Source organism: Paenibacillus allorhizoplanae, from assembly GCF_927798215.1.
Classification (GTDB): Bacteria; Bacillota; Bacilli; order Paenibacillales; family NBRC-103111; genus Paenibacillus_E; species Paenibacillus_E allorhizoplanae.
This window is the reverse complement of record NZ_CAKMMW010000023.1, coordinates 137,420-143,706: the sequence shown is the minus strand read 5'-3', so window position 1 is coordinate 143,706 and position 6,287 is coordinate 137,420. Positions and strand designations below refer to the sequence as shown.

Here is a 6,287-nt window from a genome sequence, read left to right as displayed (position 1 = left end):
TAATTGCTCATTTGAAGCTAGCGAGATTTTGCAATCTCTTTTATAGTCGATTACTCGACTGTGCTTACTCACTCGTTGTTCAGTTTTCAAAGATCAATTATTCTTTCGTTCACTGCCGTGTTACCGAAGCAGCGAGAAGTAATATACCATGTTTACTTTTAATGTGCAACTACTTTTTTTCGAGTTAATTTCAGTTACTCTCGCCTGCCTATCTTGCGGCCGGAGTGATAATATAGCATGGTTTCGACAAAGAATGCAATGTTTTATTTTTCCATTTTACAATTACTTTCATCTACTCCTTCGCCTCCCATTAGCTCCTCTCACTCAACGACTGATTCAACTTCGCCTTCATATCCTCATAGCGATCCAATAACGGCAGCAGCTGGTTACGTGTTAACGACAACAAAGTGCATTCCGTTAGCGCTGTGATGTTGGCATTACGAAGTGCATCCTTCAGCAAAGCGATTTCGCCGAAATGATCTCCATCCTGAAGAACAGCAACCCTGATGTTCTCGCCTTGTGCATTCCTTTTCGACACTTCCACTTTGCCACGTGCAATGATATACAATTTATATCCCGCTTCACCTTGCCGAAACACATCTTGTCCGCTCGTGATTTTCTCCGTCATCAGTAAATCTTTGATCTCATGTAGCAGGTCCTCATTCATATAGGCGAAAAAAGGCATCTGCCTTAAACGCTCGACTTCAATAACAACTTCTCCCGTTTGGGATAGTTGGAAGCCTTGCTGCTTTTGCCATAGTCGGTGATAAGCGCCTTGGCGTTCTAACAGTTCCTGATGCGTTCCGAATTCGATGACTTTCCCCTCATGAATGAAATAGATTAGATCCGCATGTGAAACAGTCTTTAAACGATGCGAAACAGCAACTACCGTTCGACCATGATTAGCACGATAGAGGGTCTCATTCAGCGCTATTTCTGATTCCGGATCAAGCGATGCCGCTACTTCGTCCATGAAAGTCAGCTCGTTCGATCGTAGTAACGCGCGCGCGATTGAAATCCGGTGCCGTTGGCTGACGGACAGATTGGCCCCCTCATTTTCAATCCAGGTATCGTAACCATTCGACATTTGCATAATCGCCTCATGAACACCGACCGCAAGTGTCGCTTCGTGAAGCTCTTCCTCGGTGGCATCAGGATGACCAATCAATAGATTTTCACGTATCGTCGTATTGAATAGATAAGGTTCTTGAAAAATAACACCAGCTTGCATAAGCAATGAAGACAGTTGAATTTTACGGAGATCAAGGTCATCCACTTGAATGGAGCCTTTTTGCGGATCATAGAAACGCATGAGCAGTTGGAGCAACCCCCACTTCACCTTCAATTAGATCGGGCACGACCTCCATGAATTGGATCACCGATACGCCGACCGTATCAAAAACCGAGTAAAATGCTATCAAATCCCCGATGGTCATCGATCCTTGAAACGTAAAATAGCCTCCTAAACCAAGGATAATCACGTTAACAACGGATAACACCATGATCGGAAGTCTCTCCAGATTGGAGTTAATGAAGCTCCTCTTCACACCTAATCGAAACCAGACTTGTAGTTGCTTTGTGAACCTATTTTTCATAGATTCTTGCAGCTGAAAGCCCCGAATGACCTTAAATGCCTTCATTTCCTCATCCATATTATTTGAAAATGACTCTACAATGCCAACGTACTCCTCGTTGTAACGCTGCGCGCGTTTATTCAGTAGTTTCTGCGGCACGAACATGAAGACAATGCCGACGAATGCAACAATCGCCAATTTCCACTCTAGAACAAATAATATCGCTGTCCCTACCACCATGCTGAGACTAGCCAAAATAAGTGTCGAAAACGTCTGCATCATCGCATGCTCGCCGCCGACACCAATTAATAAGTTCAAGACACCACCAATAAGAAGGGCTAAGAGCAGACCAAAGAATATGGTCATATTCCGAGGCGTAATGGCATCGTCAATTAAATATTTGATACTTAATGACGTAAAGTACTCGAAGCTGAGTTCAAATAATAACGCAATGATGAACACGATGAATACTTTTTTGCTATTCGCTAGATATCGAAGAACGGATCTGTATAAATAAAGCATCGAGGGTTTCAGCGCCTTTTCGTAGAGTCAGTGAGAACGATGTGGGGGACTAGTACTCCGAAACGACAGGTGAATCCCCTAGCTGATATAATAAATAAAGATAGGAGTGTGAATGGGATGAACAAAATGATTGATCACTATATTCGGAATGAGAAAGAGCGCGCTTTGGCTAGAAAAGCAGAAGGGTTGGCATCCCTTTTTGCAAAGAGAGCCGCGTTACATGACCAAGAGGGATCTTTTCCATTTGAAAATTTCACGGATTTGCGAGAGGCTGGGTACTTAAAGCTAACTATCCCACAAGAATTCGGCGGGGATGGCATCTCGCTTTATGAGCTCGTTATGCTGCAAGAGCGGCTTGCTTATGGGGATGGTTCGACCGCATTAGCCGTAGGCTGGCACATAGGTCAGGTCTTACATCTTGAAACAACTCGAAAATGGCCAGAGGCTATTTTCGCTGATTTGTGCTACTCCGTCGTGAGTGATGGGACTATGATTAATACTTTTGCTAGTGAAGCTGCATCTGGTAGTCCCAGCCGAGGCGGAAAACCCGAAACGACAGCGCTCCCGACAGCCGACGGATGGCTAATTACGGGGCGTAAAACGTTTAGTACCCTTTCACCGATCCTAGATCGTTTTGTGGTATCGGCTTTTATCCCGGATGAAGACGGAACAGCGGACTTCCTCGTTCATCGAACAGACCAGGTAACTATCGTGGAAACTTGGGATACACTCGGGATGCGAGCAACAGGCAGTCATGATGTGGTTTTGGATGGGGTTTTCGTGGATAAAACCATGAGGCTTTCTGGAAAAGGCGTGGATGATGGCGGCGGCTGGCTTTTACATATTCCGGCTTGTTACTTGGGCATCGCCATGGCGGCACGTGATTATGCCCTTGAATTCGCTCATACCTATCAACCGAACCATATGAACGAACCGATCTCTTCACTCCCTTCTGTCCAGCATGCCATTGGCGAGATGGAAATCGAACTACGAACTGCACGTGCACTCCTTTATACAACGGCGGATCGTTGGGATCAAGAGAAGGTCAACCGACCAGCATTAAAACCAGAGCTAGGCTTGGCCAAGTATGTCGCTACCAACAATGCGATCAAAGTCGTGGACCTCGCGATGCGAATCGTCGGTGCCGCTAGTTTGTCCCGCAAGCAGCCTTTGGAAAGGTACTATCGGGATGTTCGCGCAGGCCTGCATAATCCACCAATGGATAGTACAGTGCTTCATAACTTAGCCAGTGCTGCCCTAGCTGAGAAATCCTTGTGATCTATGGGAAATACTAGAACAAATTATCGCGTTTCTTTGCCGAAGACTCCCTGTCCGCTTTCAAAAAATATTCATATCTGCCGAATTTCGCTAACGCCTCATGGTCTGGCAGCCATACCCACTCATCTATTTCCGTCTGGCAGCGGTGAGCCCGGAACGCTGCCAGTTTAGCTTTCAAATGAGCTTCTACATCAATCTTCATGACATCCTTATGGGAATACCCAAACCGTTCCGGACGCTCCATCGCATCACCGAACGTTATGAAATATAACGAGTCCAGATGTCCTGTTCGTTGACATGCAGCCGTCGTTGCCTTCCCAATAGCGCAATGATCGGGGTGTCCACCTAACGTTTCGTGAAACGTGAGCACGACATCAGGATTCACATCACGGATTAGAGCCTCAACTCTTGAAGTCAGGCTTTCCTCATCGATAAACTCAACTGTCTTGTCGCGGATATCGAAAAATAGGAGCTGCTGGATGCCCAAGCATTTGCAGGCATCTCGTAGTTCAATTTCACGAGCAGCCGCCATCGTTTCCCGATTGAGATAAGGTGGATTGCCCATTCGGCGTCCCATATCACCCCGCGTGGCACTCACCAGCGTAATGTCGACCCCTTCACTGGCGTATTTGGCAAGAGTCCCTCCACAAATAAAGGACTCGTCGTCAGGGTGCGCAAATACGGCGAGCAGCTTTTTCACCGTGCCCTTATTCGTCGTATTCATTCCGGAAACGGCTCCCTTCCAATGTGCAACGCAACATTCATCCGACCTCGATCATCATAACCAGCCAGCAAAAGACAGCCGTTCTCATCAATTTCATAGTGCGTGAGCGCCTCCATGCGAAGCCAGCCATGCCCATCGAATCGGAGGGCCGCACGAAATGAGCTTTCCCCTGCGATAAAGGCATGAGTAACCTTGATCTTAAAATTACGAATGAAAACAAATGAGGTAGCTTCACTATGGATATAAGCGTCAGTCCCGATGAAGGACTGCAGCTCGGTTTCAACTTCTGACCTGATTATTGGATTCATCTTGTTGGTCTCTCTTTTCTAAAAGGAATGCATGACTACATAATCGTATCACAGCTTAATAGTCAAAAAAAGCTGGGTTCATGAACCCAGCTCCTCACTATTATTTCGCCGCCTGCTCTCCGATTCGCTCCCAATCCGATGCCGTATAGTTGCCCATAAACCATAAGGAAACAGCATTCAGGTCATAGAATTTGGCGAGCCAAATCTTCTTGGCTATGCTCTGGGAATCTTCGTAGTACAATACATGACTGCCCCGATCGTCTGCAAATGAAGCTTTCTTTAAGAAATACGGCATGTCCCATGTGGTATTCACACCTGGCATCGCCAGCCTTTTCTCAACATCTGCAATGGCAGGTTTAAGGACAGGTCCAGTAACGCCAGATTGGGTGATCCACTGGTTAGCCTGTTTGGAAATACCAAGGACAAGCTTCTCTTTCGGTATCAATTGCAGCGCGGTTATCACCGCATCGTTCACTAGTGGCAGCGGCGCTGATGGCAATAAACTTTCATTATGTGTGAAGTCATAAGCCATAAGGATCACTGTATCGGCTAGCTTTCCGATTTCTTTTAAATCATAACCCTTGTAATAATAAATCGGTGGAACAGCTACGGATAACGTAAGCGAACCTAATTGACCTTTCAACTCCTGAAGAAACTGGGTGTAGCTGACTGCACTTCCCGCTTCTTTCAATCCTTCAAAATCAATGCTTACCCCCGTAAATGAGTAGGCTGGATCTTTCAATGTACTGAGCAATGATGCGATAAAGGTCTTTTTGGCAGATTCATCTTGAAGGAATTCTTTTAAATTAGCGCCATCATAGAAAACCATCAGTTCCTTTGTAATTTGAGCAGCATTCGCAGTGGCAATGACCTCTTCAAAACCATCTGGCACGCGATTAACCGTTGAACTAATGTTCAGTGAAGCTGTTCCAGGGGCGCTGTATGATAAGTTAGACCATCCAAGAATCACATGAGAAAGCTTACTCATCTGCTTAATTGCAGGGTAGGATGCGAGGGCATAATACCCTGTGAAATCGATCTTTTGCTCGGCGATCCGCTTATCAATCAAACGATAGATAACGGCTGCAGCCTGCTTACGAATCAAAGACTCTTTCGGGTTAAATCCTATTTGATCTCCCTCCATAATCCCGCGATGCACTGCGTAATACACATAAGGCTTCATAGCTTCATTTATTTTTGAACTATCCTTAAAACCTCTAACAACCTGCTCTTTCTTCCAATCCGTGGTCAGCCATTGTTGACGAACCGTTTCACTTTCAGACTCCAGCAACGATTTCCCTACGAGCATCGCAACTTCTTCTCTCGTAATCGTCTGCGCTGGATGAAGCAAGCCCTCCTGATCTAGTAAACTATCAAGCCATTTCCGTTCGTAGACAGCAGCAATATAAGGTGCCGACCAACGGTCCTTCGCTACATCAACGGGAGTACTCCCCAGTGCAGCTTTACTCTCTATTTTACCTGCCATAACGAGCAACTTAATGAAAGCCTCTCTAGACAAGTCATCATTGGGACGATAGGTTTGGTCCTCATAGCCGTTAATAATGCCTAATGCGGATAAGGTGTAAATCGGATCCTTGGCATAGTCTTGTTCCTCATCCTTGAAGGGCTGTAGTTGTACATCGTAGGCAAAAGCGGTATTTGCAAACAATAGAACAAACAGCGTGCCGAATAAGATTGTTTTTTTCAACATAAACGTCTTCTTCCCTCTCCCTCTATATCTGCTACTGCTAGAATTAGTTTCATAGCAACATAGTAATAGACGCAGTGGGCTGCTGATTTGTTACGCCAAAATGAAAAAACCGTCCCATCACCTGTTGTGATTATGGACGGTTTGCTATTTGGATCACCACGATAATGACA

6 protein-coding genes are annotated in these 6,287 nt (G+C 45.6%); 1 reads left to right on the top strand and 5 read right to left on the bottom strand.

What is annotated here, in order from left to right; genetic code table 11:
- Positions 1–310 precede the first annotated feature (310 nt).
- Complete coding sequence (locus tag L6I86_RS28145) at positions 311–1,312, bottom strand: cyclic nucleotide-binding domain-containing protein (protein WP_236291780.1); 1,002 nt, start codon at positions 1,310–1,312, stop codon at positions 311–313.
- Entirely contained in the window at positions 1,299–2,096 is a 798-nt protein-coding gene (locus L6I86_RS28140) for an ABC transporter transmembrane domain-containing protein (RefSeq protein ID WP_236291779.1), read from the bottom strand. The genes L6I86_RS28145 and L6I86_RS28140 overlap by 14 nt, the downstream gene beginning before the upstream one ends.
- 117 nt (positions 2,097–2,213) lie before the next feature.
- Between L6I86_RS28140 and L6I86_RS28135 the strand changes: the two genes are divergently transcribed.
- A complete protein-coding gene (locus tag L6I86_RS28135; protein ID WP_236291778.1) occupies positions 2,214–3,374 on the top strand; it encodes an acyl-CoA dehydrogenase family protein in 1,161 nt (386 codons plus the stop codon).
- Between the two features lie 13 nt (positions 3,375–3,387).
- On the opposite strand, the gene L6I86_RS28130 is transcribed toward L6I86_RS28135, so the two are convergent.
- The 3 genes from L6I86_RS28130 to L6I86_RS28120 all read right to left on the bottom strand — a co-directional run bounded on the left by L6I86_RS28130 (position 3,388) and on the right by L6I86_RS28120 (position 6,117).
- Positions 3,388–4,098: a PIG-L family deacetylase gene (locus L6I86_RS28130; protein WP_236291777.1), complete on the bottom strand. Its 711-nt coding sequence runs from the start codon at positions 4,096–4,098 to the stop codon at positions 3,388–3,390.
- Entirely contained in the window at positions 4,095–4,406 is a 312-nt protein-coding gene (locus L6I86_RS28125; RefSeq protein ID WP_236291776.1) for a DUF1806 family protein, read from the bottom strand. The genes L6I86_RS28130 and L6I86_RS28125 overlap by 4 nt, the downstream gene beginning before the upstream one ends.
- A 100-nt stretch (positions 4,407–4,506) precedes the next feature.
- A complete protein-coding gene (locus L6I86_RS28120; RefSeq protein ID WP_236291775.1) occupies positions 4,507–6,117 on the bottom strand; it encodes a glycosyl hydrolase family 18 protein in 1,611 nt (536 codons plus the stop codon).
- Positions 6,118–6,287 lie beyond the last annotated feature (170 nt).